This is a genomic window from Candidatus Pelagibacter sp. FZCC0015 (assembly GCF_007833635.1).
Lineage (GTDB): Bacteria > Pseudomonadota > Alphaproteobacteria > Pelagibacterales > Pelagibacteraceae > Pelagibacter.
Map to the genome: position 1 here is coordinate 149,583 of NZ_CP031125.1, position 25,331 is coordinate 174,913.

General features: G+C 31.7%; 24 protein-coding genes. 15 read left to right on the plus strand and 9 right to left on the minus strand.

Annotated features, from left to right (window positions below):
• Positions 1–28: 28 nt before the first annotated feature.
• From DT059_RS00825 to DT059_RS00885, 14 genes are all read left to right on the plus strand, one after another.
• Positions 29–2,368 carry a DUF1989 domain-containing protein gene (locus tag DT059_RS00825; protein ID WP_145595947.1) on the plus strand — a complete coding sequence of 780 codons (2,340 nt, stop codon included), beginning with the start codon at positions 29–31 and terminating at the stop codon, positions 2,366–2,368.
• Positions 2,369–2,373: 5 nt separating this feature from the next.
• Entirely contained in the window at positions 2,374–2,724 is a 351-nt protein-coding gene (locus tag DT059_RS00830; protein WP_072090444.1) for a hypothetical protein, read from the plus strand.
• A 101-nt stretch (positions 2,725–2,825) separates the two neighbouring features.
• Entirely contained in the window at positions 2,826–4,154 is a 1,329-nt protein-coding gene (locus DT059_RS00835; protein ID WP_145595949.1) for an NAD(P)/FAD-dependent oxidoreductase, read from the plus strand.
• A 69-nt stretch (positions 4,155–4,223) separates the two neighbouring features.
• Positions 4,224–5,693: a glutamine synthetase family protein gene (locus tag DT059_RS00840; protein WP_145595951.1), complete on the plus strand. Its 1,470-nt coding sequence runs from the start codon at positions 4,224–4,226 to the stop codon at positions 5,691–5,693.
• Positions 5,694–5,725: 32 nt separating this feature from the next.
• On the plus strand, positions 5,726–6,670 hold the full coding sequence (locus tag DT059_RS00845; RefSeq protein ID WP_023854174.1) for a glutamate synthase: 945 nt from the start codon (positions 5,726–5,728) through the stop codon (positions 6,668–6,670).
• Positions 6,658–7,512, plus strand: a complete 855-nt coding sequence (locus DT059_RS00850; RefSeq protein WP_023854175.1) for a glutamate synthase — start codon at positions 6,658–6,660, stop codon at positions 7,510–7,512. The genes DT059_RS00845 and DT059_RS00850 overlap by 13 nt, the downstream gene beginning before the upstream one ends.
• Complete coding sequence (locus DT059_RS00855; RefSeq protein WP_023854176.1) at positions 7,512–8,924, plus strand: FMN-binding glutamate synthase family protein; 1,413 nt, start codon at positions 7,512–7,514, stop codon at positions 8,922–8,924. The genes DT059_RS00850 and DT059_RS00855 overlap by 1 nt, the downstream gene beginning before the upstream one ends.
• An 8-nt stretch (positions 8,925–8,932) precedes the next feature.
• A complete protein-coding gene (locus DT059_RS00860; RefSeq protein ID WP_145595953.1) occupies positions 8,933–9,343 on the plus strand; it encodes a hypothetical protein in 411 nt (136 codons plus the stop codon).
• A 123-nt stretch (positions 9,344–9,466) separates the two neighbouring features.
• Positions 9,467–10,867, plus strand: a complete 1,401-nt coding sequence (locus tag DT059_RS00865) for an ammonium transporter (RefSeq protein ID WP_023854178.1) — start codon at positions 9,467–9,469, stop codon at positions 10,865–10,867.
• Between the two features lie 12 nt (positions 10,868–10,879).
• On the plus strand, positions 10,880–11,110 hold the full coding sequence (locus tag DT059_RS00870; RefSeq protein ID WP_023854179.1) for a hypothetical protein: 231 nt from the start codon (positions 10,880–10,882) through the stop codon (positions 11,108–11,110).
• Positions 11,111–11,168: 58 nt separating this feature from the next.
• A complete protein-coding gene (locus DT059_RS07270) occupies positions 11,169–11,318 on the plus strand; it encodes a hypothetical protein (RefSeq protein WP_023854180.1) in 150 nt (49 codons plus the stop codon).
• Positions 11,319–11,335: 17 nt separating this feature from the next.
• Entirely contained in the window at positions 11,336–12,661 is a 1,326-nt protein-coding gene (gene glnT, locus DT059_RS00875; RefSeq protein ID WP_145595955.1) for a type III glutamate--ammonia ligase, read from the plus strand.
• Positions 12,662–12,664: 3 nt separating this feature from the next.
• A complete protein-coding gene (locus DT059_RS00880) occupies positions 12,665–13,795 on the plus strand; it encodes a diaminopropionate ammonia-lyase (RefSeq protein WP_145595957.1) in 1,131 nt (376 codons plus the stop codon).
• 4 nt (positions 13,796–13,799) lie between these two features.
• Positions 13,800–15,221: a cryptochrome/photolyase family protein gene (locus DT059_RS00885; protein WP_145595959.1), complete on the plus strand. Its 1,422-nt coding sequence runs from the start codon at positions 13,800–13,802 to the stop codon at positions 15,219–15,221.
• A gap of 8 nt (positions 15,222–15,229) precedes the next feature.
• Here DT059_RS00885 and DT059_RS00890 read toward each other — a convergent pair whose 3' ends face one another.
• From DT059_RS00890 to DT059_RS00925, 8 genes are read right to left on the minus strand one after another with little or no spacing between them, the layout of a single operon-like run.
• Positions 15,230–15,649, minus strand: a complete 420-nt coding sequence (locus DT059_RS00890; RefSeq protein ID WP_145595961.1) for a secondary thiamine-phosphate synthase enzyme YjbQ — start codon at positions 15,647–15,649, stop codon at positions 15,230–15,232.
• Complete coding sequence (zapE, locus tag DT059_RS00895) at positions 15,649–16,704, minus strand: cell division protein ZapE (RefSeq protein ID WP_145595963.1); 1,056 nt, start codon at positions 16,702–16,704, stop codon at positions 15,649–15,651. Before zapE ends, DT059_RS00890 begins: the two co-directional genes overlap by 1 nt.
• On the minus strand, positions 16,704–17,135 hold the full coding sequence (locus DT059_RS00900; RefSeq protein ID WP_075504010.1) for a hypothetical protein: 432 nt from the start codon (positions 17,133–17,135) through the stop codon (positions 16,704–16,706). The genes zapE and DT059_RS00900 overlap by 1 nt, the downstream gene beginning before the upstream one ends.
• 2 nt (positions 17,136–17,137) lie before the next feature.
• Complete coding sequence (locus DT059_RS00905; protein ID WP_145595965.1) at positions 17,138–18,436, minus strand: outer membrane protein assembly factor BamB family protein; 1,299 nt, start codon at positions 18,434–18,436, stop codon at positions 17,138–17,140.
• Positions 18,429–19,073, minus strand: coding sequence for a hypothetical protein (locus DT059_RS00910; RefSeq protein ID WP_145595966.1), 645 nt, complete (start codon positions 19,071–19,073; stop codon positions 18,429–18,431). The genes DT059_RS00905 and DT059_RS00910 overlap by 8 nt, the downstream gene beginning before the upstream one ends.
• A 2-nt stretch (positions 19,074–19,075) precedes the next feature.
• Complete coding sequence (gene acnA, locus DT059_RS00915; RefSeq protein ID WP_145595968.1) at positions 19,076–21,745, minus strand: aconitate hydratase AcnA; 2,670 nt, start codon at positions 21,743–21,745, stop codon at positions 19,076–19,078.
• Position 21,746: 1 nt separating this feature from the next.
• Complete coding sequence (locus tag DT059_RS00920) at positions 21,747–22,340, minus strand: LysE family translocator (RefSeq protein ID WP_145595970.1); 594 nt, start codon at positions 22,338–22,340, stop codon at positions 21,747–21,749.
• 2 nt (positions 22,341–22,342) lie between these two features.
• A complete protein-coding gene (locus DT059_RS00925) occupies positions 22,343–22,684 on the minus strand; it encodes a tRNA-binding protein (protein WP_075536140.1) in 342 nt (113 codons plus the stop codon).
• Positions 22,685–22,711: 27 nt separating this feature from the next.
• Here DT059_RS00925 and argE point away from each other — a divergent pair, with 27 nt between their 5' ends.
• Positions 22,712–23,890, plus strand: a complete 1,179-nt coding sequence (gene argE / locus DT059_RS00930; protein WP_145595972.1) for an acetylornithine deacetylase — start codon at positions 22,712–22,714, stop codon at positions 23,888–23,890.
• Here the strand turns inward: argE and DT059_RS00935 are convergent.
• The gene (locus DT059_RS00935; protein WP_075536131.1) at positions 23,887–25,320 is read right to left on the minus strand and encodes an aldehyde dehydrogenase family protein; all 1,434 of its coding nucleotides are present in this window, start codon (positions 25,318–25,320) and stop codon (positions 23,887–23,889) included. The genes argE and DT059_RS00935 overlap by 4 nt on opposite strands.
• Positions 25,321–25,331 lie beyond the last annotated feature (11 nt).

The following is a 25,331-nucleotide window of genomic DNA, read 5'->3' on the forward strand; positions in this document are numbered from 1 at the left end:
ATATTATGGTCTCACTTAAATTTAAAAAATGTTAGGCATAAGCAAAGATATCAAATATCCTGGTTTAAATATCTTACCACCTGGAGTTGAAAGACATGTTGTAAATGGTGGTGGTCTTACTGGTTTTCAAATTTTTCCTGATGATGAATTAGAAATAATCAATAATGAAGGAAATCAAATATGTGAGATTATTTGTTTTGGAAAAGATGGAAATTCAGATCTTGGAATTTTAAATCTTAAATCAAACAATGAAAAAAACTTTGTAAGAAATATTCTTAGTGGGAATGATGAAACAATTTTAGCTACCAACTATCAATTAAAAAAAAGAAATTTAAAAATTTCTAATTCAAAATCATCAATTATATTTGATATAGACGCAGAACCTGGTGAAAAAATTAAATTAAAATCAAAAGATAAATGTTACGCAATATTTTCAGCACCTGGCGAAGATATGGATGTTACAAAACAAAATCCACCAACTGATTTAACTATATTTGTTAAAAGAGCTAAAATTGTTAATGATAAGGAATTAAATGTAATTCCTGATCCTGTTTTCGAACCTGTTTATGAAGAAAATATAAATAAAGAAACTTCAATATCTTATGAGGTTAAAGAAGGAGATTATATTCAAGTGATAAGTCCAACTGGCAGACAATGTTCTGACTTTGTGGCATTCGATACAAGAAAATTAGAAAAAGGAATTGAAAAAGGATTAGACTGGCAAACTACGAGAACATTCATGGGTAATACTTTCCCAGGACCAGGTTTGTTCTCTAAATTTTATGACACAGATCATGAGCCACTTGTTGAAGTAATAAGAGATACCGTTGGTAAACACGATACTTTTAATCTTGCATGTACTTCAAAATATTATGAAGATGCGGGGTATTTTGGTCACCCAAATTGTTCGGATAATTTAACTGAAAGCATGTCGAAATATGGTGTTCAGAAACAGAAAGGTTGGCATGCAATTAATTTATTTTTTAACACCTCTGCTGGAGGATTGAATTCTGTTATTTCTGATGAATCATATTCAAGGCCTGGTGATTATGTAATGTTTAAGGCGTTAAAAGATTTAACAATAGGAACAACTGCATGTCCAAGTGATATAGATCCTTGTAATTCATGGAATCCTACAAATATATTTGTTAGAACTTACGATAAAAATAAAGAATTTAAAAAGTCATTTGGTTTTAGAATGAAAACAGACTCTGAAAATAAACTTACTAGAAATTCTGGCTTTTATGAAAGAACTTCAAAATTAACTAGAAACTTTGTTGATGCTAGAGGATTTTGGCTTCCAAACGATTACACTAAACATGGTTTGGTTAATGAGTACAATGCTTGCAGAAATGATGCTGTATTAATTGATCTATCATCACTAAGAAAATTTGAAATAATCGGTCCAGATGCTGAAGAGTTAATGAACTACACTCTTACAAGAAATATAAAAAAACTTTCTGTTGGGCAGGTTGTGTATTCTGCAATGTGTTACGAAAATGGAATGATGTTCGATGATGGAACTCTTTTAAGATTAAGCGAAACAGGTTTTAGATGGATATGTGGAGATGAGTATGGTGGAGAATGGCTAAAAGAAATTGCAAAGAAAAAGAATTTTAATGCTATTGTTAAAAACTCCACAGATCAAATTAGCAATGTATCTTTGCAAGGTCCAAAAAGTAGAGAAATTTTAAAAAAAATTATCTTTACTCCACCAACACAGCCTTCGATAGATGAGCTGGGCTGGTTTAGATTTACAATTTGTAGAATAGAAGAACTTCAAGGTATTCCATTAATTGTTTCTAGAACAGGTTATACTGGAGAATTAGGTTATGAAGTTTGGTGCCATCCAAAACATGCTCCCGAAGTTTGGGATAAATTAATGGAAGCAGGTAAAGATGATGGATTGATACCAGCAGGGTTTGCTGCCTTAGACAAACTAAGAATTGAGGCAGGTTTAATTTTATTTGGCGCAGAGTTTGATGGAGAGCAAGACCCTTTTGAAGCTGGTATTGGTTTTGCCGTTCCACTGAAAACAAAAGATGATGATTTTATTGGTAAAGAGGAATTGATTAAAAGAAAAGCTAACCCTCAAAAGAAATTGGTAGGCCTAGAACTTAATGGAAAAGAAATAGCAGGCCACGGAGACTGTGTTCATATTGGAAGATCACAGGTTGGTATAGTTACCAGTGGATGCTTGTCCTCTACTTTGAATAAAAATATTGCTCTTTGCAGAATAAATGTTCAATACTCAGAAATCGGTACTGAAGTTGAAATAGGTAAAATCGATGGTCATCAAAAAAGGATTGGCGCTAAAGTTGTTGGTTTTCCATTCTACGATCCAACCAAATCAAGAGTCAGAGCTTAAAAATAATGCCAAAAGAAAAAAAGACGTTATTAGATTTTTGGGAAGATCAAATGAGGCAATCGCATACAGCCAGTAACTATTTTTTTAGAAAATCTCCTTCTCACTATCATATGATGTTATTAGTAATGTCTGCACATAAAGAAAATAAAAAACTATCTGTTGAAGAACTTAAAACTAAATTATTTAAAACATCTAGACCTAAATCCGCATTAATTATTACTGAAGCTTGTGAAAAAGGATTCTTTCGTCTTGAAAAAACATCAACAGACCAAAGGATAAAAAATATAATACCAAGTGATTCATTTATTAAAGAATTTAATGAATACCTGGATACCTTAAAAAATATAAGTTATTAGCGATAAATTTCACAAAAATCGAAATATCTAAATTATATATATAATTTTTAGTTCTATAAAAAATTATATTAATTACTATTTGCAAAAAATAATGTTTTCACATGATGTCATTACCTTCGAAAGCAAAAGTAGTTATAATCGGTGGTGGAATTCATGGTCTAAGTACTGCCTGGAAACTTTCTGAAACTTACAAAAATCCTGGTGATATCGTTGTCTTAGAAAAAAAAGATACTGCTGCTGGCGCAAGTGGAATTGCTTGTGGAGTTGTAAGAAATAATTATTTCCAACCAGCGATGAGAGAATTAATGGCTCACTCAGTTTCTGTGTGGGAAAGTGATCCTAAAGCATTTAAATATAACCCAGTTGGTTATTTACAAATATCACCTGAGGTAATGCACGAAGATGTTGCAACTATTTACGAACAACAAAAAGCTATTGGATACGAGTCAGTATTTATAGAAGGTGAAAAAGATTGTTCAAATTATATGAAGGGTATTTTTGATGATTGGCAAGCACAGGGAATTACTTCTGTACTTCATGAAAAAAAAGGTGGATACGCATTTAATAAAGATTCAATTAAAGCACTAGAGAGTAAATCTACATCAAATGGTGTGCAAGTGATGAAAGGTGTAAAAGTTACAGGATTTAAAAAAGGGAGTAACAGTCAAGCTGTTACAGGAGTAGAAACAGATAAAGGTATAATTGAGTGTGAACAAGTTGTTATTGGAGCAGGACCTTGGGCGAGAGATTTTTGGAATATGTTAGAGTTACCTAAAACAGCAAACATCAAAGGTAAAGATGGTAAAATGCATGAAACTGATATGTGGACATACTGGATGTTACAAGAAGGTGTTATTGGTGTTGAACCAGATTTTTTAAAAACAAATGATGGAAAACAACCACCTGTAGTTCATGTAGACTCGACTGCTCCGTTATATTCAGACAAAACTAAAAAATTATTAACAGATAAAATTTGGGGAATTTATTATAAACCTGATATTGAAGGATTAGGTGTTCAAGGTGGTACTTCACCTTACATAGTCAAAAAACATTTTGATCAAGTTAATGTTGATCCTTATGGAATTGAATCTCCTGAGTATCAAACAACTGATGCATTTAGTGAAATGTGGTGTTCAGCTTTAGCGCATTGTCAAAAAAGATTTGAAGGTAAATCAGATTTATATAGAAAAGGACCATCAGGTGGACTTGGATGTATGACGCCAGACTCGTTTCCAATCTTTGATAGATTTTTTGAAAACGTTTACATGATTGCAGATGCAAACCATGGATACAAAATGATTGGTGTTGGTGAGCTTGTTGCAAAAGAAATTCTTGGTACTGAAAGTGATTTATTAAAACCATTTAGATTCAACCGTTACGAGAAGGGAGAGCTTCACCCTACTTCGAACAGTCCGTTTCCTTGGAGCTAGACTCTAAGCCTAGACACAAATAAATTTTTCAGCTACGTTTGAATAAATTAAATTCATTGAGGGGTGAAAATGACAGATCTAGAAAAACACGTTAACCAACCGGGACGTGCGAAATTAGTAAAAGACGTTAGAGCAAAAATTAAAGAATTAGGAATAACTTATATTTATTTTCAATTCATTTCAGTCACTGGAAGAGTTGTTGGAAAAGGTATCCCTGCTGATCATTGGGAAAGAACTGCAGAAAAAGGTTTTCAATTAGTTTATGGTTCTACTGCAAATTTATTCTTAGATCGTCATAATAATTACATCGGTTACGGACCAGAGGCTATGGAACTTGTGGGAATTCCTGATCCAGAAACTTTCGTTCAATTACCTTGGGACAAAAGAGTTGCAAGAGTATTTTGTACATGTTTCAGAAACAGAGAAGAAAGAGAAAATCCAGGTGGTCATTTAACTTCTGACTGTAGAGGAAATTTAAGAATTTTCATGGATGAATTTAAAAAGAAACATGGATTAGAATTAAGAGTAGGTACAGAGCCTGAAATGATGTGGTTAACTAAAAATGAAGACGGAACTCCTTCAGGAAAAGGTTTTTCAAAACCTTTCTGTTACCACATTGATCAATTTGAGTCATTAAGACCTGTATTTATGCAAGTAATAGAATATGCAAATGCTATGGGTCTTGATATGATTCAGGGTGACCACGAGGATGCACCAGGTCAATTAGAATTAAACTGGACTTACGATAACGTTTTAAGAAATGCAGACAGATTATCTACTTACAGGCAAATTTGTGCTCAAGTTGCAAGAGAGCATAATTTAATTGCTTGCTTTATGACAAAACCTTTTATGGGTGTTTCTGCAAGTGGTTGTCATACAAACATGTCTTTATGGAAAGGTGGAACGGTTAAAGTAAATAAGCTTGGTCATAAATCTTTACCAGGTGTTGATGGGGTGTTTAGTTATGTTGAGGGTGGAACAAATACTTTCATGCCTGATACAAAAGATATGCAAATGCCAGGTAAAATTGGATTGCAATCAATCGCAGGTATCATGAAGCACTTGCCAGCATTAACGGCTCTTGGATCTTCAACAGTAAACTCTTATAGAAGATTGTGGGATCAAGGTTTTTGGGCTCCTGTTTACGCAGACTGGGGATATCAAAACAGAACTTGTGGTTTAAGAGTTTCTGCTCCAGGAAGATTTGAGTATAGATCAGTAGACTCGATGCATAATCCATATCTATTAGGTGCTGCTTTATTAAAAGCTTGCGATGAAGGTATAAGTAAGAAAATGAAACCAGCGGCTCCAGAATCTAGAAATATTTATGAAGCTCAAAAAGCTGGTAAAGATGTTAAAAAACTTCCATTAAGTTTAGGTGAAGCTTTGGATAGACTGGCAGAGGATGAAGTGATCAAATCTGCAATGCCAGATGAAATGTATAAAGTTTTCCATTGGTACAAAAACGATGAGTGGGAAAGATTTCTTGGTGCAACAACGCAATGGGATCTGGATACTTATCTTGATTGTCTACCGTAGGTCACAGAAATAGATAGAAAGGGTATAAATATATGTGTGGGATAGCTGGTTTAATTCATAGAGGAAAATCTTCTAATGTTGGAAGTGAACTACAAGGTATGCTTCAAGCATTAAAACATAGAGGAGAAGACTCAACAGGTTACGCTTTATATGGAGATACAGATGGTAAAAATTTCATTATGCGTTTTAAAGTTGGAGAAAACGTAGGTGAAGGAAGTTCATCAGTTATGGAAGATGTGTCTGTATATGATGAAAGAAAAAAAATTGTAGACCAAACTCTGGCTGAGATGGGTGCTAAAGTAGTTAAAGAAGAGAGAACTCTTCCCTACTCGCTTAGATATGAGATTGATTATGATACAAAAGATTTATTAGATTTTTCCCAAAGAATTGAAAGTATTCCAGGAGTTGAAATTTTATCTATGGGAAAATCATTAGAAGTAATTAAAGATCTTGGTAATGCTAAAATGGTCTGTGATAGATATAATTTAGATAAAGTGGTTGGAACACATGCTATTGGTCATGCTAGAATGGCAACAGAGTCTGGTGTGGATATTAAATCTGCTCACCCTTTCTGGGGCTATCCATTTAGTGATGTATCTGTAGTACACAATGGACAATTAACTAACTATTGGAATAACAGAAGAGTTCTAGAAAACAAAGGTATGAGATTTATGTCTGAGTGTGACTCAGAATTAATCGCAGTTTATCTTGCAGAAAAAATGAGAGATGGAGCAACTTTAGAAGAAGGAATGAAAGAGTCGTTAACTGGTTTAGATGGGGTTTTCACTTACTTTGTTGCAACCAAAGATTCATTAGGTATGGCAAAAGACACTATGGCTGCAAAACCTTTGGTTTTATATGAGTCTGACGATTTAGTTGCAATGGGATCAGAAGAAATAGCAATAAGATCTGTATTACCACAAGAAATTGATACATATGATCCATTTGATGGGGAGGTGAAAGTATGGCAAATCTAAAAACAGTATCTAAAAAGTCAAAAGCCCAATCAATGGGTATGCACACCGAAGTATTAACAGGAAGAACTCAGCAAAAATTCTTTAATCCTGATGAAGCAGAAAACTTTTATTATTTTGGCACATACGATGTAGATTTTAATAAAAGAACAGAGCTTGATGTTAAGGACATGACAGCACCAGAAGCTAATAAAGAAATCGATAACCTAATGAGCCAAGGTTATGGAACAATAGTTATTAAAAACCCTCAAGGTAAACACAGTCTAGGAGTTGGTATTTTAAATAAACTTAATTTAATTTTTGAAGGAAGTTTAGGGTACTTTGGAATGGGTTCTTGTGATGGTCCAATCGTTAGAATTAATGGAAGAGTTGGATGGTCGTGTGCAGAAAATTTAATGGCTGGTAAAGTAGTGATAGAAAAAAATGCTGGATCTTGTTTTGGTGCGGCAATTAGAGGTGGAGATTTAATTTGTAAAGGTAGTGTTGGTGCCAGAACTGGTATTGATATGAAAGGCGGAACTATAATAATTGGTGGTGACGCTGGTGCATTTACTGGTTTCATGATGCAAAGAGGAAGAATAATTATTCTTGGAAATGTAGGAATAAATTTGGGTGACTCAATGTACGATGGGACAATTTTCGTAGGTGGAGAAATTGGATCTTATGGTAGTGATGCAGTAGATGCTGAGTTAACTAAAAGCGATCAAGATTGGCTAAAAAGAAAATTAAAAGTAGCTGAGATTGGTGAAAATTTTGATGTTAGTAAAATGAAAAAAATTGTAGCTGGTAAAAAACTTTGGAATTATGACAATTTGGAACCTACAGAGAAGAAAGGAGCAATATAATGCCTAAGAAAAAATCTAAAAAAATTAAAAAAAATGGAAAAGGTGTTGGTGGAAAAGCTGATGTCCATGCACATGAAGAAGGTAAAAGAAATAAAAGTTTATTAGGACATAATGCTATCTTCACTCCTGAAGTAATAGATGACATTCATATAAAATCTCAACTTGGAAGATACAGAATGCGTGGAATGGCATTGATGAAAAAAATTCCTACATTTGATGATTTGGTTTTCTTGCCTGGAACACTAACTAGATTTGTAATCGAAGGTTACAGAGAAAAATGTGAAACAAAGACTGTAATTGGTCCAAGATGTGAAAATCCAATTGAGTTAGACATTCCGGTTTATATTACAGGAATGAGTTTCGGTGCGCTTTCTTATGAAGCAAAAACTGCTTTAGCAAGAGGAGCAACAATGGCGGGAAGTGCTACATGTTCTGGTGAAGGTGGAATGATACCTGATGAAAGAAGATATTCTGAAAAATGGTACTACCAATGTATTCAATCAAGATATGGTTTTAATCCTCATCATGCACAATTAGCAGATGGTATTGAAGTATTTATTGGACAAGGACAAAAAGTTGGAATGGGTGGACACTTAATGGGTCAGAAAGTTACTGATCAAGTTGCAGAGATGAGATCATTACCATCTGGTATCGACCAAAGATCTCCAGCAAGACATCCAGACTGGCTAGGACCAGACGATTTAGCTCTAAAAGTAGAGGAGTTAAGACAGTTAACAAAAAATAAAGTGCCAATTCAATTAAAGTTAGGTGCATCTAAAGTTTATGATGACGTGCGTATGGCTGCAAAATGTGATCCAGACTCTATTTATTTAGATGGAATGGAAGGTTCTACTGGAGCTGGCCCACATATCGCTGCTGCAAATACTGGTATTCCTGGTATTGCTGCAATTCGAGAAGCTAGAAGAGCAATCGATGATGTTGGTAAAACTGGAAAAGTAACATTAATTTATGCTGGTGGAATTAGAGATGGTGCTGACATGGCTAAAGCTTTAGCTTTAGGTGCTGATGCAATAGCTATTGGTACAGGATCAATGATTGCATTAAACTGCAACAAAGATATCCCAGAAGCAAACTTTGAAAAAGAAATGGGTGTAAAAGCAGGTGAATGTTATCACTGCCACACTGGAAGATGTCCAGTTGGTGTTGCAACACAAGATCCTAAATTAAGAGCAAGATTAAACCCTGATGATGCTGCATTAAGAGTTTATAATTATCTTCACTCAATGACTTTAGAGGCTCAGCTATTAGCAAGAGCTTGTGGTAAAACTAATATCCACTCTTTAGAGCCTGAAGATTTAGCTGCTTTAACATCGGAAGCATCAGCTTTAGCGAAAGTTCCATTAGCTGGAACTAACTACACAGTTGGTGTTGATAACTACCACAAAATATAGAGGTAACTATGCCAAAGAAAAAAAATAAAAAAGTAGCAAAAACAAAAGAGGTAAAAGGTCAGTTAGGTAAAAAGAAAGAGACTGCTAGAGAAAAAATGATTGGTCAGTCTATTGGTTACCGATACGATGTTAATCTTTTACCTGACTATTCTAAACTAACTCCATTTCTTAAGAAATACATAGAAGCAATGGGATGGGATGATTTGAATTGGTTGGAAGATGTACATATGGGCTATGAAGAAGACAGACCTGCAGTATTCTGCAGAAATGCAAATGGATGGGTTACAATTCCAAAATCAATTAAACTTCCAAATAATCAGCAAGATAGAGACATGATTGCAAGAGAACTTTTGGTTAAGTTTCAAATGTCTCCAAAACATCCACTTGTTGATTTAAAAAAAGCTTATTTAAAATTTTAATATTTCAATTGAAAGTTGATTATTTTTAAAAACCTAGCGTCCATGCTAGGTTTTTGATCTTATTTATATTTGTATCGAATCAGAAAATTTTATAGGGTTTCTTTAAACTAATATGGAGTAAATATGACTGATCAGTTAGGCGCTCTTACTACCATATTTACAGAATTTTACTACTGGGTGACAGTAGTACTGATGTTCTTAATTCACGTCGGATTCTGTATGTATGAAGTTGGGGCTTCTCGATACAAACACCATCAACATACTCTTATGAAAAATACAATGCTGATACCTTTGGTAACAGTAACTTGGTTTTTCTTTGGTTGGTGGATATACTGGGCTTTTCCAACAGGACCAGGAATAGCACCTTCAATAATGAATGAAAGTACCGCGCTAATTACAGATGAATCTGCATTTAGTGCTACATGGTACACAGCGACAAGTGAATTAATGGCTGTTAACTTAGGAGACCATATTTCTGGAGTCTTCTGGGCTGCATTCCTTTTATTCTCTTGGACAGCTGCGTCTATTGTTTCGGGAGCAATCATTGAAAGAATTACAACCTTTGCATTTGGTATATTAGCCATAGCAATCGGTTCTGTATTTTGGACAATAGATGCTGCATGGGGATGGCACTTTGATGGATGGATGCTTAAAATTTTAGGATACCACGATGCATATGCATCAGGAGTAATTCACGCAATCGCAGGTGGATTTGCTTTAGGTGTTCTGATGGTTTTAGGACCAAGAATTGGTAAATTCTCGTCAAGTGGTGAGCCAAGAAACATTGGACCAAGAAATCCTTGGCTAGTTACAGTTGGATTGTTTTTAATTTATACTGGTTTCTGGGGATTTTATGCGGCTTGTAACATACCGATCTTTGACCTTGGACCAGAATATGGAATGGAAGGTATAAGTTATTGGACAGCTACAAACATTTATGTAACCCCTACTACACTTAGTGGTATTACTTTTAACTTCTTGATGTCATTATCGGGAGGATTATTAGCAGGTTATTGGATTGCTAAAGGTGATCCTTTCTGGACATACTCAAGTGGATTAGCAGGTGTTATCTGTGCTTCAGCTGGAAATGATTTATATCACCCAATTCAAGCAATGATCATTGGTATGATTGGTGTTGTGATTGCATACAAACTACATTACTGGGTTGAACGTAAGTTCAAAATTGATGATGCAGTTGGTGCTGTAGCAGTACATGGTTATGCTGGATTTGTTGGTCTAGTAATTTGTGGTTTTGTTCTAAATGGTTATCCATCGTCTGGTTACAGTGTTGGAGCTATGTGGGATGGAACTACTTATGCTACTATTAACCCATTAGGACAATTCCTAGGAGCAATAATAATGTTCGTAGTTCTTGGACTAATACCAGGCTATATCATAGCTAAAGTACTTAACGGTATGGGTAAATTAAGAATCCCACGTGAAGTAGAAATAGCTGGATTAGACTATGAAATGATGGAGTCTGCTAAAGAAGATGAAAAAGCAGTTTCATCAGCAACCAGGTAAAGGAGATACAATATGGCAACAGTTACAAATTGGATCGATCACTTAAATAAACCTGCCGAAGAAGTTGTGGGTGCTGTTTATCCTGGTGCTGGTTCAGTAGAGGGAATGCTGGTCATTATTGGTATTATTTTATGGGTTGGTTGGCACGTTCTTACAGCCAAATCTGAAAGTGAAGAACTTTCAAGACTTGCAAAGAAGAGGCATAGTGCTAACGATCATAAAAGTAATATTACTGACTGGTAATTAAAATTAAAATTTGGGCGCTACTTAAATGTAGCGCCCTTTTTTATGTTCTAAATTTATGGAAGATAATAAAGAAGAATTAAGACCCTCAAAAATGAGAGGTGTAGCATTTCCTAAAGCTAAGTATGGAGTAATACTAGCTATAATTGTAATTATTGTTGTAAATTTAATTTATTATAAAGAAACTATTTTATCTTTTTTTAGATAATTGTGTTAACTTAACACATGTCAAAAAATTTATTCAAAATTGCTAAACAAAAAAAAATTAAATATTTTTTAATCAGTTTTGTAGATCTATTCGGTGTATTAAGATCAAAATTAGTACCAGCCCATGCAATAAAAGAAATGCAAAATGCAGGAGCTGGTTTTGCTGGTTTTGCTGCTTGGCTAGATATGTCTCCTGCAGACTCTGATATGTTTGGAATTCCTGATCCAGATAGCTTAATTCAGCTTCCTTGGAATAAGGAAGTTGGATGGTTAGCATCAGATTTATGGATGAATGGTAAACCAGTAGATGCATCGCCAAGAGTGATGTTAAAAAAACAAATAAAAAAATTAAAAAAACAAAATTTAACAATGAAATCAGGTGTTGAGTGTGAATATTTTTTAATTTCACCTGACGGAAACTCAATTGCAGATCCCAGAGATACTCAGTCCAAACCTTGTTACGACCAATCTGCGTTAATGAGAAGGTACGATTTAATTAAGGAAATTTGTGATTGTATGATTGAAATGGGATGGGGTCCTTATCAAAACGATCACGAAGATGCTAATGGACAATTTGAAATGAACTGGGATTATTCAGATTGTCTAAAAACAGCTGATAGACACAGTTTTTTTAAATTTATGGTAAAAACAATTGCTGAAAAGCATGGATTAAGAGCAACATTTATGCCTAAACCATTTGGAAATCTAACTGGTAATGGTTGTCATGCTCACGTATCAGTTTGGCAAGGAAATAAAAATAAATTTTTAGATAAAAAAGATAAGCTTGGTTTAAGCAAAATGGCCTATAATTTTTTAGGTGGAGTGATTAAAAATGCATCATCTTTGTCTGCATTTTTTAATCCAACAATAAATAGTTACAGAAGAATAAATGCACCTCCAACAAAATCTGGAGCATCGTGGTCGCCGAGCAGTATTTCGTATACAGGTAATAATCGAACACACATGATCAGAATTCCTGATCCAGGAAGATTTGAATTAAGATTAATGGATGGTTCTGCTAATCCTTACTTATTGCAAGCAAGTGTTTTAGCAGCTGGTCTATATGGTTTAAAAAATAAAGTTGATCCAGGCAAACCTTTAGATTGTAATATGTATGAAGACCACGCTAAATATCCCGACTTACCTAAGCTACCTGATGAACTTGAGCAATCATTAAATTTATTAAAAAATAATAAAGATATGAATGATGCTTTTGGTAAAGATGTAGTTGAAAGTTACATAAAGTTAAGAAGTTCAGAAATGAATGAGTTCAAGTCAAAAGATAGTTTTGATAAAACAAAAGAAGTTACAAAGTGGGAAAAAGATAATACTTTAGATTGTTAGTGCATGACTATATTATCTAACGGTCATCAATGGAAATACACAGAATTTACTGACAATAAAAATTATTCATTTAATAAAAAAGAAATTCTTAATTCTTTAACCTCAGAAGAAATTGATGATGCTTATAAGAGTATTTCTAACTGGAAAGGTTATTCTCCTACTCCTCTGCTTTCTTTAAATAAACTTTCAAAAGAATTAAATTTAAACAAAATTTTTTATAAAGATGAAAATAAAAGGTTTGATTTAAAATCTTTTAAAGCTTTAGGTGGAGCTTATGCAGTTGAAAAAGTAACTAAAGGAAATAAAGATATAGTAGTAGCAACAGCTACCGCAGGTAATCATGGAAGATCTGTTGCGTGGGGAGCTAAAAGATTAGGTCTAAGCTGCAAAATATTTATTAGTGAATTTGTGAGTGATGCAAGAGGCAAAGCTATGTCCGTACTTGGAGCAGATGTAGTAAAAGTAAAAGGTAATTATGAAAAATCATTAATGGAATGCATAAAGCAGTCTAATGAAAACAATTGGCAAATAGTTCAAGATGTTGCTTGGAAAGATTATATGATTGTACCTAAGTATACAATGGCAGGTTATACAGTTATGATGAAAGAAATAGCTGATCAAATCCAAGAGGAGAAAATAACCCACATCATTTTACAGGCAGGTGTTGGTGGCATGGCTGCTGCCATGGTTGCGGGTATTGCAAAATATTTAAATCATATTCCAGTCATTATAGTTGTTGAACCGGATAGTGCCGCGTGTGTAATGGAAAGTATTAAAACTGGAAAAATAGAAAAAATAGATATTAAAAGAGAAAGCTTAATGGGTGGTATGTCTTGTGGTGAAGTATCATTGGTCCCATGGGAAATACTCAAAAATTCAGTTAAACATTGTATTAGTTTACCAGATGATGATATTGCAAAAACTATGAAACTACTTGGAAATTCAAGCTTTAGTGATGATAAAATAATTGCAGGAGAAAACTCAGCACCTGGAGTAATCAGTTTGATAACGAGTTGTGAAGATCAAGCAATTAAAGAAAAATTAGATCTAAATGAAAAATCTAATGTTTTGGTTTTTGGTTGTGAGGGAGATACTGATCAAGAAATGTATCAAAAGTTAATTAACCAAAATTAAACCCATGAGTAACACAGGTATTTTTTGGATAAGAGAGGATTTTAGAATTGAAAATAATCCTGCTTTATCTTTTGCAACACAAAATCATGATAATGTAATTGCATTATATGTTTATAATAACAATGATTTTGATAACAAAAGAGAAGCTCAAAAATGGTGGGTTTTTAAATCTCTAGAAACTTTAAAAAAAGAATTATCAGATTATAAAATTAATCTTGAAATAGTAAAAGGTGACGAATTAGAAATTTTTTCTAAATTTAATAAAAAGGATAAGCTTTCTGTTTATTGGAATAAAATTTATGAGCCAGATGTTATAGCTATAGGAAAAAAAATACGTGACATATTTATTAAAAATGAAATTAATTATAAATATTTCAAAGGAAATATTTTAAACGAATTTCAAGAGATAACAAAAAATGATGGAACTCCCTTTAAAGTGTTTACCCCTTTTTGGAGAAATGCAGAGCAAGTTTATTTAAATAAGCCTCCAAGTAAAAATTATATTGTTAAAAAGAAAACAAAAAAGATTTCATATTTTAAAAAGTGTATTGAACCAAATGATATTTTACCAAAAAAAAATTGGTATAAAAAATTTGATAAATATTGGAAAGTTTCAGAAAATGATTCAAAAAAAATACTTAAAAATTTAATTGAAAAAAAAATTAAAGATTATGGAACTTCTCGGGATATACCATCTATCGAAGGCACCTCTAAATTATCTCCCTACATCAAACATGGCCAAATTCATGTAGGCAGTATTTGGAAAAAATGTTCTGAAATTAAATCAAAAGGTATTGGTTATAGAAAATACATTAATGAGCTTGGTTGGAGAGAGTTTTCACATAGTTTAATTAATTATTTCCCTGAATTCTTAAAAGGAAATTTTAGAAAGGAATTTGATAAATTTCCTTGGGCAAAAAATGAGAAATTCTTAAAAGCATGGAAAAGAGGAATGACCGGTTATCCTATTGTCGATGCAGGTATGAGAGAACTTTATGAGACTGGATGGATGCATAATAGAATAAGAATGGTTGTTGGTTCATTTTTAGTCAAACATTTGAGAATTAATTGGACTGAGGGTGAGAAGCATTTTAGAAATTGTCTTCTTGATTTTAACAAAGCAAATAATGTTGCTCAATGGCAATGGGTTGCTGGCTGTGGTGCAGATGCAGCACCTTATTTTAGAATATTCAATCCAATACTTCAGGGTGAAAAATTTGATAAAGAAGGTAATTATGTAAAAAAATGGGTTCCTGAACTTAAAAATGTTCCAAATAAATTTATTCATAAACCATGGGAAATGGAATTAAAATATCAAGAAGCTATAAAAACAATTATTGGCAAAGATTATCCAGGCCCTATTGTTGTTCATGAAAAAGCTAGAGCTGCAGCTCTTGAAGCGTTTCAATCTTTGAAGAAAAAATAAATTTAATTTTATTCCCCAATAAAATGATGAATTATAGTTCTTTTTTGAGTCTCTAATCTGTGTTCAAATAAATATATGCCCTGCCAAGTTCCAAGCAACAATTCACTATCTTTCACACTTAGAGAAATTTGATTATTTGTTAATGCGGATTTAATATGTGCAGGCATATCATCTTTTCCCTCCGTAGTATGAACATATAGTTTGTTATCCATAGGAGCTAATTTATCAAAATAATTTATTAAATCTGTTTGTACATCTGGATCTGCATTTTCTTGAACAATTAAAGAGGCGCTTGTGTGCTGAATACTTAAATTAAGAATACCATTTTTAAAGTTATTTTGACCAATCCAATGAATTGTATCATTAGTAAACTCATATAACTTTTGACCATTTGTCTTAATTTGAAGATTATAAAATTCTTGTTTCATTAATTATACTCCTTCGATGTAAGCTCATACAAACGACTAATGGTTCGTTTAAATGGTTTTTGTAACAATCTTGAAGAGGTAAATTGATCTAAATTTAGATCAGCTGTAACTGCTAATGAAATATTTTTATCATAAATTACATCTAACAAAGTGATAAAACGTTGTTGTTGATTTGAATTCACATCATTAAATTGAGGTATTTTATCTATTACCATAAATTTACAATTTTTAACTATTTCTAAATAATCTTCCGCTCCTAAATTTTGATCACAAAGTTGATTGAAGTCACATCTAACAATTCCCTCATAAAAGTTTTCTATTTTAAATTCTCTTCCCTTTACATTAATTGTTATTGAAGATTGTTTTTTATCCTTTGTTATGGTCCTAAAAAATTTATTAATCTTAAAATTGGTTTCTTGATTAAGTGGAAAAAAATATCTTTGTTTTTGATTATCATTAGATTTTCTATAATCATCCTCAATTTTTAATTCATACTCGATGGATTGATCTTCCATTATTTTTATAAAAGGTATAAATTGTTCGCGTTGAAGACCTTCTTTATAAAGTTCTGAAATTTTAGTATTTGAAGTAAGAATAATTTTAATATCTTCTTTAAATATTTGCTCAAATAGTTTTCCTAAAATCATTGCATCAACAATGTTTGTTACTTGGAACTCATCAAAATAAACTAATGAAGCTTTGGATTTTAAATTTTTTACAAATTGATTGATAACATTTTCTTCATTTTTTTCCTTTTGCTCATGGACAAAATCATGAAAACCTAACATGAATTCATTAAAATGCTTTTTTAATTTTTTTTTTTCAAGATGATCATAAAAGAAGTTTAAAATCATTGTTTTACCAACCCCTACACCACCATATAAATAAAATCCTTTTTTAGTTTTTTGTTTGGAAAATAATTTTGAAAAAAATGATTTGTAATTAGTATTATGGTAATCTTCTAATTTTTTAATAACTTTTATTTGATTAGGATTAACTTCTAAATTTTGATTTTCACAATAAGATATGAATTCTTTTTCAAATTTTTTTGGCATCAATTTTTTTTAGTTTTAAAGTCAATACCATACTCTGATCTTGGTCCTTTCCTTAGCCCAAATGGACCTGAGATAAATAAAGTTAATGGTTTGGTTCCTGGTTCCAAATCTACTCGATGCAAATTATTTGCTGATCTAAAACCAATATACCCTGGTGGACGCCAAAACTTGCCAGTGCTTAATGTTTCCCAATAACCACCTCTTAAAATTATAGTGATATAAGGAAATGTGTGATTATGAACTCCTTCTCCATGGTCATCTGCTAGCATCTCATGAATTAATATATTGAATGGAAACCATTTAGGTCGATACCTCATCAAAACATAGTAACGGTTCATCCAAGGCTTTGCCTCTTTAAAATTTGGATGCGAAGGTCCTCTATCTAATACAACTTTTTTTCTGCCAATTTTTTCTAAAAATTTTAAGAACATGTTTAGTTATATTGTACAATTGAACCATTTCTTACTACATATAAATTGTTATTAAATATAAACGGTTCAGACACTAATCCACTAGAAACTTTTTCAATTTTTATTATTTTTCCATCCTCAATCCCGGCTATGATCATCTTGCCATCTGAGTTAGTTAAAAATATGTTTTTGTCTCCAATTACAAAACCAATTGGATAAATATTTTTTCTTTTTTTATCTTTGTAATTCATAAATAGATCTGTAATTCGAACTATATTGCCTTTATTTTTGTCAATTAAATATAAATAACCTTCATTAGAGATTGTAAAAATTAGATTTCCAACCAAAATAGGTTTTACATTAGAATTAACTTCATTAATCCAGTTTGTTGTTCCTGTTTTTAAATCAATTGAATAAAACTGATTTTTATTATTTGAAAAAAATACAGAGTTTCCATCTGATACTAGTTTAGATGTCTTAAAGTTATAAGTTTCATTTATTATAGAGCTACTCTGTGTAGGTAGTTGCCATGTAATTAAACCTGTCTCAATATCTACAGCTGTAATATCTCCTATAGAATTATTGAAAATAACATTATCGTTTAAAATAATTAAAGAATATTTAATATTTGAAATTGTAAATGAGTCCTCTGTTTGCAAATTCCAACATTCAGAACCATCTTTAATTTTAAAACATCTCAATGTATTTTTATAATCGATAACAAATATTTTATCTTTATGCTTTTTAATATTTGAATTAAACGGATAATCATTGTTTTTGGACCAATTTAATTCTCCAGTACTAATATTAACAGAATAATATTTTGCTATACTATCAGTTACTAAAAGATTTTGACCATCTAGTAAAAAATTAAGTTTTGGTTTTAATTTTTTTTCAGATTTTGAATAATGATTTTTTTTCCAAATAACTTTTTGATTATTGTCATACCTGATAATTGTGCCCTTTTTATCGAAAAATATTATACCATTTTTTAAAAAAATTGGTTTGAAATCTAATTGATTAAGTTCCTCTAACTTTGAAAATTTAAAGTTACCAATCTTTGTTAGTTCACCTTTGTAATTTTGCAAACCAAGATTATTTTGATTTTCATTTTTTTTATTATTTATTTTTATCGATGATAAATCTAATTTTAAGTCTCTGTTAAATTCCGAAACACTTATATTTTCTTCTGCAAAAACTTTTGTAATTTTTTTATCTGTTTCTAATTTATTTTCTTTATCTTTCCAAATTCTGGAGTTTTCATTAAATGAACAGTTATTAAGAAAAAATAATGCAATGAAAGTAAAAATTAATTTATTCACTCAAGTCTCTGTTCAATCTTCTCTCTGCTTGAAGCCTTATATCTGGATTTGAATTTTCTAAAGCTATTATTTGGTTAAAAAATTCTTTAGCTTTTTGATTTTGATTATTTGCATAAAAATATTCTGCCATTAAATATAAAGAATGTGATTTCCAGACACTTTTTGAATTGATCAGTGGATTTAACATATTTAGAAGATCGCCCTCTTGAGCGTTATCTGCATTGAAGAGTGCCTTCTTGTATATAATTAAGTTGTTAATCTCACTGTCTAACGAAGTATCGTTTATCAATATATCAAATAATGAATTGATTTTGGACTGATCACTTATAAGATTATTATCAATAATAAAATAAAGTGATAGAGGTGAATAAGTTGGGTCTTTCTTGTTTATAATTTCAATCAGACTGCTAGCAGTTTTTTCTTTTGTTTTTTCTGAATAATCAATGATTATTGAATTGTAACTATCTGAGATATCCTTTTTTTTATTAATTAAATATTTATCGTAACTAAAAACACCTACTATAATAATTATTAAAATAATTATACCAGAAATAATTTTATTTTTATTGTTTACAAAAAAATTCTTAATTTTTTCATTTCTAGTATTGGTATTTATAATTGATAAATCTTCGTCCATAACTAAATCATATTCCTTAAAACGTACTGCAGAATACCTCCGTTTTTATAATACTCTAATTCATTTTTTGTATCAATTCTGCATAAAGTTTTAATTTTCTTTATTTCGCCAGAAGCATATTTGATTTCTACTGTCACTTCATCTGAGGGATTAACACCCTTTTCTATATTTAAAATACTAATTAATTCAGAACCAATTAATTTTAGATTTTTTCTATTTATGTCTTCGATAAATTGTAATGGCAATATACCCATTCCAATTAAATTAGATCGGTGAATTCTTTCAAAACTCTCTGCAATTACTGCTTTTATCCCAAGTAATTTTGTTCCTTTAGCTGCCCAATCTCTAGACGATCCAGTTCCATACTCTTTTCCACCAATTACAACTAAATCTGTTCCTCTTTTTTTATATTCAACTACCGCATCATAGACAGGAAGAACTTTTTCTTCTGGATATAACTTTGTAAAACCACCTTCTGTACCAGGAGCCATTTCATTTCTAATTCTTATATTTGCAAAAGTTCCTCGCATCATAACCTCATGGTTACCTCTTCTAGAACCATATGAGTTATAATCTTTAGGTAAAATTTGGTGTTCCATGAAATATTCACCAGTTGGACTATCTTTTTGAATACTCCCAGCTGGCGATATATGGTCAGTGGTAACCATATCACCTAAAATTAATAATGGTCTTGCGTCCTTAATTTCTTTAAATCCTTCTGGTTTATCTGGTAAAGAGTCAAAAAACGGAGGTTTTTTTACATATGTTGATCCCTCGTCCCAATTATAGATACTGCTTTTATCAGTTTTAATTTTTTGCCATTGAGTTGGGCCTTCAGAAACATTTGAGTATCTTTGTATAAACATCTCAGCATTAAGTGAGTCTTTTAATGTGTCTTCTATCTCTTTATTTGAAGGCCAAATATCTTTTAAAAATACATCTTTTCCTTCTTTATCTTTTCCTAATGGATCTTTGTATAAATCAACTTCCATATGACCAGCTATTGCATATGCAACAACTAGTGGAGGTGAAGCCAAATAGTTAGCTTTTATATGAGGAGAAATTCTTCCCTCAAAATTTCTATTTCCAGATAAAACTGAAACAGCATAAATATTTTCTTTTTGGATCGCTTCTACAATATTTTCTGGAAGTGGTCCTGAATTTCCAATGCAAGTTGTGCAGCCATACCCAACTAAATTAAAGCCAAGCTGATCTAAATAAGTGTTTAATCCAGCTTTTGCCAAATAATCTGTAACTACTTGAGATCCAGGTGCTAAAGAAGTTTTTACCCAGGGTTTAACCTGTAAACCTTTTTCAATAGCTTTTTTAGCTAATAGTCCAGCTCCAATTAGAACATTTGGATTAGAAGTGTTCGTACAAGATGTTATTGCTGCAATTAATATTGAACCATCTTTAATTTCATAATCTGTATTTGTTACTTTTGAAATTGATTTTTCATTTTTATTTGTAGCTTCCTGCAATACTTTTTTAAAAGAACCAGGTGCATCTGTTAAAAGAACCTTGTCTTGAGGTCTTTTAGGTCCTGAAATAGTTGGTACAACTGTAGACATATCTAAAGATATAATGTCAGTAAATTCTATTTCGTTACTTGCCCATAAACCTTGTTCCTTGGCATAATTTTCTACGATATCAACAGTTTGTTGATCTCTTCCAGAAAATTTTAAATACTTTAGAGTTTCTTCATCGATAGGAAAAAAGCCACAAGTAGCACCATATTCTGGTGCCATGTTTGCAATTGTAGCTCTATCTGCAAGAGTTAAATTTTTTAAACCCTCTCCATAAAACTCAACAAACTTACCAACCACACCTTTATCTCTTAACATTTTAACAACAGTTAAAACTAAATCTGTTGCAGTGGTTCCTTCTGGCAATTTGTTTTTTATTTCAAAACCAATGACTTCTGGTATTAACATAGAAATTGGTTGACCTAACATTCCTGCTTCAGCTTCAATTCCTCCAACACCCCATCCTAAAACAGATAAACCATTTACCATTGTTGTATGACTGTCTGTTCCAACTAAAGTATCTGGAAAAAGATATTTTTCTCCTTTAAATTCCTCTGACCAAACAACCTTCGATAAATATTCCAGATTTACTTGGTGACAAATTCCTGTTCCTGGTGGAACTATTCTAAAATTATCAAATGCCTGTTGTCCCCATTTCAAAAAAGAATATCTCTCACCATTTCTTTCAAATTCTATATCGACATTTTTTTCAAAAGAATCTGCTTTTGCAGATTGGTCGACTTGCACAGAGTGATCAATTACAAGATCAACTGCAGACAATGGATTGATTGTATTTGGATCTTTATTTTTTTCTTTAACTGCTTCTCTCATTGCAGCTAAATCTGCAACCGCAGGTATTCCTGTATAATCTTGAAGCAAAACTCTTGCTGGTCTATATGCAATTTCAGTTTTAGATTTTTTTGTCTTTAGCCAGTTTTTAATCGCTTCTATTTGAGATTTCGTTACACTTAAATCGTCTTCGTATCTTAATAAATTTTCTAGTAAAACTTTAAGAGACTTTGGAAGTTTATTTATTCCTTCAAGTCCATTTTTTTCTGCTTCATTTAATGAGTAATAATTATACTCATTGTCATTAACTGTGATTTTTTTAAGTGAATTATAAGAATTTTTGTTTCCTGGGGTCATATTATAAATAAAAAGTTATTATGCTTGTTAAAAGAAGCAGTGACATAGCATAATTAAAGTAATTAATAAATTTCTGATTTGTCGCAAATTTCCTGAAAAATTTACCTAAAAAAGTCCACAGAGTTATACTAGTCACTGAAACAATTAAAGCCATAATGATAATTTGAGTCGTATAACTTACAAAGGTCTCTCCTGGATTAATGTAAGTTGAAACAAGAATAATTGATGCAATAACGCCTTTAGGATTTAAAAATTGAAAAACAAAAGTTTCATGAAACTTAATTGGATTTTTGTTTTTATTTTCCTGATCAGAAGATCCTGAAAAAGAAATTTTGTATGCTAAATAAATTAAAAATAGAGTTCCTAAATATTTCAATACTTCTTGAATTAAAGGATAAAGCTTAAAAATATTTATCAACCCTAAAGCTAAACATAATAACAAAAAAGGAAATCCTAAAGTTACACCAATTATATGAGGTAGTGTTCTTAGAATACCAAAGTTGAAACCGGAATAGAAAGCAACGAAATTATTTGGTCCAGGAGTAAATGCAGCAACTATTCCAAATAAAGTTATAGAGAGAATTTCAGGATGCATTACTAAGCGATCGGTAATCCATTTTCTGCTTTTTGAGAGGGATGAACAAGTGTAACCTTACCATCGGCATCAATTGCTCCTAAAACTAATACTTGAGAAACTATTCCAGCAATATTTTTTTCAGGAAAATTACAAACAGCAATAACTTGTTTTCCTTTTAAATTCTCCTCATTATAATAATGAGTAATTTGAGCTGAAGATTGTTTAATGCCAATATCGCTTCCAAAATCAACTTCAACCACTAAAGATGGCTTTCTCGCTTTTTCATTTTTTTTAACAGAAATTACAGTACCAATTCTAATATCTACTTTATCAAAATCATTATAGGTAATTTGCTCTTTAATCATAATATAATATAGTGTTTTAAGTTTATGAGTATAGATAACAATTTATATGAAAAATCAATCAAGATTTTAACTGACTTAATCGCATTTAAAACTATCTCAGGTCAAGATAACAGTAATTTAATTGATTATTGTGAAAAAATTTTAAAGAACATAGGTATAGATACTTTCAAAGTTTATGATGATGATAAAAAAAGAGTTAATCTTTTTGGAACTTTAAAAGCAAAAAATCAAAGCACAAAAAAACCTATCATATTATCTGGACACACAGATGTAGTTCCAGTGTCTAAAGGTTGGAGTAGTGATCCATTCGTTGCAACTATTAAAAATGATAAATTATATGGAAGAGGCTCATGTGATATGAAAGGTTTTATTGCATGTACACTTGCTTATGCACCTATCTTCAAAGAAAGTAATTTAGATAGAGACTTACATTTCTGTTACACATTTGATGAAGAGACTGCATGTATTGGAGCTCCTTTATTAATAGAGGAATTGAAAAAAAGAGATATCAAAAATGGAATTTGTATAATTGGTGAACCAACTAAAATGAAAATTATTGATGCCCACAAAGGTATGAATGAATACACAGTTCACTTTGGAGGACTTGCAGGACATAGTTCTAAACCACATTTAGGAGTAAATGCAGCTGAATATGCTACTAGATATGTTGGAAAACTTTTAGAAATTAGAGAAGAATTAAAAAAAAGAGTTCAAAAAGATAGTATTTTTGATCCTCCACATTCAACTTTATCAATTGGGGGAATTAAGGGTGGTATTGCCCATAATGTCATTGCAGATAAATGTAGTGTTGAATGGGAAACAAGACCAGTTGTTAAAGAAGATGGGGAATTTGTTACGAATGAAATTGATAAATATGCAAACGATGTACTCTTACCAGAAATGAAAAAAGTATTTCCAGATTCTTATATTAAAAAAGAAGTGATAGGTGAAGTTGTTGGTTTTAACAGATTGGATGAGTCTGAAGCATGTGAATTTGTATCAAATATAACTGGTGATAATTCTAGAGAAGTAGTTTCTTTTGGTACTGAGGCTGGTTTATTTCAAGAATTAGGAATCAGTACAGTTGTTTGTGGACCTGGATCCATAGAACAAGCTCACAAAATTGATGAGTTTATAGAATTAAATGAAATGAAAAAATGTCTTAAATTTTTAGAAGGCGTAAAAGATAAATCGGTAAATTAACTCCAACCACCTACTGCTTTTACTTCTAAAAACTCCTCTAAACCATGTTCACCTGCTTCACGTCCTATTCCTGAATGTTTAAAGCCACCAAATGGTGCATCAACTGCAATACCTGCTCCATTTACATCAACCATTCCAGATCTTAATTTTCTCGCAACTCTTTGTACTTTTTCAGAATCTTGAGTTTGTATATAATTTGTTAATCCATAAGCAGTATCATTTGCAATTGTTATTGCCTCTTCTTCTGTTTCAAATGGGATAACAGATAAAACGGGTCCAAAAATTTCTGTTCTTGCAACTTCCATATTATTATTTACGTCCGCAAAAACAGTTGGTTTAACAAAGTAACCTTTGTCTAATCCATCAGGTTTACCTGTTCCTCCAGCAACTAATTTTGCACCTTCATCTATTCCTTTTTGAATTAAAGTTTGTATTTTATTGTATTGAGTTTCTGAAATAACTGGACCTATATGTTCTCCTTCTTTTTTAGGGTCACCAACCTCAAAACTTTCAGTATATTTTTTTAATCTCTCAATAGCCTCTTCATACATTGATTTTTCAACTAACATTCTTGTTGGCGCATTACAAGATTGTCCAGAATTTCTAAAACATCTTAAAGCACCTCTTTCAATAGCCTCTGGATCAGCATCTTTAAAAATTATATTTGCTCCTTTACCACCTAATTCTAAGCTTACTCTTTTAAAATCTTTAGCAGCATTTTGTGAAATCAAAGCTCCTGCTCTTGTTGATCCCGTAAAAGAAATCATATTAATATCTGGATGACTTGTAAGAGCATCACCTGTTGTTGCTCCATCACCATTAACTAAATTGAATACACCTTTTGGAAATTTTACATCATCAATAATTTCAGCAAGTATCATTGAAGAGAGCGGTGCTAATTCTGATGGCTTTAAAACCATTGTACAACCTGCAGCTATTGCTGGCATTACTTTTAAACAAACTTGGTTCATCGGCCAATTCCATGGTGTTATTAATGCACAAACACCTTTTGGTTCATAAATTAATCTTTGATTAGGAGCATGCTCGCCTAATGGTTTTTCAAATGCAAAATTTTTTAAGTATCTAATAAATGATTTAATATGACTTGCTCCTGTGCCTGCTTGTAATTTTGTTGCAAAATCTTTTGGAGCACCCATCTCAAGAGTTATAGCTTCTGCAATATCTGCCCATCTTTTCTTATAATTTTCATAAAGTTTTTCTAATAGTGCAATTCTTTCTTCTTTGGAAGAAAAGGCCCAAGTCTCGTAGGCATCTTTAGCTGCATTAACAGCAATATCAACATCAGCTTTGTTCCCTAAAGTAATTACTGCACAATTTTCTTCTGTGGCAGGATCAATTACTTTAATTTCCTCAGAACTGTTTGGCTTAACCCACGCTCCATTAATGTAAAAATTTTTTTTGTCTAACATGTTTTGACGTT